The organism is Bartonella sp. AP40SXNS (assembly GCF_042195825.1).
GTDB lineage: Bacteria > Pseudomonadota > Alphaproteobacteria > Rhizobiales > Rhizobiaceae > Bartonella.
On the sequence record NZ_JBHIPB010000045.1, the window covers coordinates 1 to 3,153 of the forward strand.

General features: G+C 43.3%; 3 protein-coding genes and 1 pseudogene. All 4 read right to left on the bottom strand.

Annotated features, from left to right (window positions below):
* Nucleotides 1–476 (bottom strand): annotated as a pseudogene (locus tag ACFILZ_RS09430) (hemagglutinin repeat-containing protein); the annotation flags it as partial.
* A gap of 186 nt (nt 477–662) precedes the next feature.
* Nucleotides 663–1,139, bottom strand: a complete 477-nt coding sequence (locus ACFILZ_RS09435) for a hypothetical protein (protein WP_375611009.1) — start codon at nt 1,137–1,139, stop codon at nt 663–665.
* A gap of 179 nt (nt 1,140–1,318) precedes the next feature.
* Nucleotides 1,319–1,723 (bottom strand): hypothetical protein, encoded by a 405-nt coding sequence (locus ACFILZ_RS09440; protein WP_375611008.1) that lies wholly within the window; start codon nt 1,721–1,723, stop codon nt 1,319–1,321.
* The coding region (locus ACFILZ_RS09445) for a filamentous hemagglutinin (protein ID WP_375611007.1) at nt 1,720–3,153 on the bottom strand (1,434 nt) is incomplete at its 5' end. The genes ACFILZ_RS09440 and ACFILZ_RS09445, both read right to left, overlap by 4 nt.

Consider the following 3,153-nt stretch of genomic DNA (forward strand, 5'->3'; position numbering starts at 1 on the left):
GTAATGGCAAAATCACCCCCTACTTCCATTTCTACACGCTCTCCAGAAACCACGGCGCCTGCCAATGTGGTGTTTGCCCCACTCGTGGTATGAACGGTGCCGGTGCCTATAATATGGCTGTTTTTGTGTTGAACTTCCTCACTGGAACCTTCCCCTTGACTAAAAGCAGCACTGCCCGTTGCCCCTGCGCCACCCGTGCCATAACCGGTGCCAACACTCATTGAAGAACTTTCAAAGGTGATATGTTGCCCTGCATCCAAGGTGATATTCCCGCTCTGTTCATCATTGCTCAGAGGGTTTGTGCCTGCGAGAATATCAGCGCCAACACCATGGATGCTGCCTTTGTGGGCATCCATGGTGACAGAACGCCCTGCTTCTATCGTACCTGTTACCACGGTAGATGTCTGAACAGAAGCTTCAGCTTTCTCCGTCTTAAAACCCATACTCACACTGCCAGATGCACCAGCCTCGGTCAAACCGCTTAACATATCCTGTGGATTGCCCCACGACTTTGGCTTCAAAATGCACATCCCCCGTAATGGACCCCTCACCTGCCTTATTGTAGACTATCTTAACCACCAAATTAAAAAGGCCCTCCGCGTGGATAAAGGAAGAGACGGCTTTGATCCTCTACTTTATTCGTGATTTTGTCCAACTCCCTTTTAATGATGGGGAGCACGCTTTGATGGTCGTTTTTGTAAAGCTTTTTGCTTTTGCTGACGGTTTCTTTCATCCTCAAAATGCGTTAGTAAAGCGCGTTCCTGTTGCGTTTTGTTGGTCACACCAAAAGTGTCATTATCCATAAATTGCTCATATCCTGCTATCATTAAGTTGCTGAGGAACGAGCCACTTTTCGCAGGTGGTGAAAAATAGATTCCTTTTGAATCTTGCAATTTATACCGGTAACCGGCTTTTTTCATGCACTCATAAACTGAGGCAAATTCACTCGCATACGCATTCATATCGTCAGAAGAAGCATAGACTGGTTTCCAACCACATGTTGACAAGGCTTGTTGGGTCATAGTTTTATCGACACCTGGTTTTTCCCATAATGCTAAAGTTGATGGAGGAGGTTGGTTAACACATCCCGCTGTATTTAAGAGAGCTATGCAGCTCAATAGTTTTAAGATTTTCTTCATTTTTTCCTCCTTCAATGGATTTATTTACAATAAAAAAGCTCTAAAGCCTGTTGATATTTTTTGTCATCGCTGTTTAAAATAACGGTGAACAATATTGAGATGGTGGATTGAGAAAACAATCCCGCCATTTAAAGCGAAGGCAAGTATAACGGATTGTTAATCATCACAAACAGCAAAACTTAAGGCTGGCATTTGCGACTATTTTTATATTTTTTACAAAACGGGCTGTTTAAGCGCTTCTTGACACTGGGCCTCGGGATCACAGCACCTGGACGACAAATGGGCAAGTTTTCGGCTTTATGATTCTCGCACCAAGTCCCTCCCCCCACTTTATCACGAAAACCTGATTGAACCATACAGGCATCAATAGTTGCCCATGCATTGTAGCTGAGTTTTCTGTTTTCTGGATCGGCATCAATAAGGCTCGGCATTCCACATTCTAACAAGGCTTTTCCTACCTCAGTAAAATCAGTAACACCATTTTTCTCCCACGTAGCCACCTCTCCTGGAGGAGGCTTATCGATATTACATCCAGTTATAATTAACAAAGTTATAGTGCTTAATAATTTTAGAGTTTGTTTCATTTTTTACTCCTTGATTTACTTAAAGAAAATTGTTCACGATGAGATGTACCATAAAACTTTTGGCATTTTGGACCCACGTCTCCAAGACAGGTATGGGAACTTATGGGATTCATGATCACTCTCCACCATTCTTTCCACCAGTTACTGCCAGCAGGTATTGTCTCGTAAGTATAGCTATTGCCACCAATAACTCTGCTTACAGGATCATATCTATGCCCATCAAAACCAATCGTGGTTTGTTTGCCACCACTCACATACCTTAACAGATCTGATGCTGCCAAAACATTAGCCGCTGGTCCATAGAAATTGATCGTTGTATTGCCAGCTACATCATTGACACCTTCTTGTTTGAAAGAATTCAGCATATTAAAGCCTGTCATACTGCCACGACTATGAGCATCAAAATGCAATCCTGTGTTACCATAGCGAGACATTAGATCTTTTGCTTCTTGTGTTGAATTAGTCAAACCCCAAAGGTTATTTTCCATAAACTTCTGGTATCCTGCGACCAGAAGTTCTGAAATCGCAGAATCGGCTTCTGGGAACACAACAAAATAAAGCGGTTCATTTTTATTCTCCGCATGTTGCTCTGCATAAACAGCAGCTTCATAGGGTGGCGTAAAAATGCCATTGAGTGACACATGCACCTTGCCATCAGAGCCGGCTTGCAAATGCTGCTTTTCTTCATCCGTTAAATAATGAAACTTAGGGATATTTTGTCCACGAGCGTCTTCTATAGGCTCCCCATTTTCATCTTTTTTATAGATTATATTGCCCTTTTCATCACGGTCGACAACGGCGATGGGGTGCTCTTTGATAAACATGGTTTTATAGGAGTCATCGCTGTATTTAAACCCTTCTTCTAAGAGTTGAGTTGCCATTTCGCGGTTTTCATGGACGATTTGTTCCAGCTTGCCTACATCGAGCTGTTGTACACCCTTATGGGCGCTAGCAGTATCACGATTAAGGGAGGCTATAGCTTGCTCAACATCTTGCCCTGTTAATGCCTTCTGACCTGCTTCATCAGTCAACACAATGGTGCCATTGCTGATAGCAGATTTGGTGTATCCTTCCTCTGAATCTTTGGCTTTTGCATGATCTAAAACATTCTTGGCAATGTTTTTCCCGACACCATATTTGCCCTGATACATCGGACCACCCGCTGAAATGCTTAAACCTTGGCTGCTGGCTTGCGCATGCGCACTGTTGGTGATATCACTCGTCGTAATGGTTCCTGTGGTCAGGCTGTTTTTTTCTGCCGGCGCAGTGCTTTCAATAATACCTCCGGTCAGCGTTGTTTTATCTTTAACGTTGATCTTAAAACCACCATCACCCGCTTTGATGCCTGATTGTTCCACAACACTATGATAATCACTAGAGGATTTATCCTTGTTCAAGGAAATATTGGTTGTGGCTGTACCATCCTTTTC

Excerpts from the sequence above, each read along its gene's own strand:
- ACFILZ_RS09440 (WP_375611008.1), bottom strand. The coding sequence starts at position 1,723 with ATGAAACAAACTCTAAAATTATTAAGCACTATAACTTTGTTAATTATA.
- ACFILZ_RS09435 (WP_375611009.1), bottom strand. The coding sequence starts at position 1,139 with ATGAAGAAAATCTTAAAACTATTGAGCTGCATAGCTCTCTTAAATACA.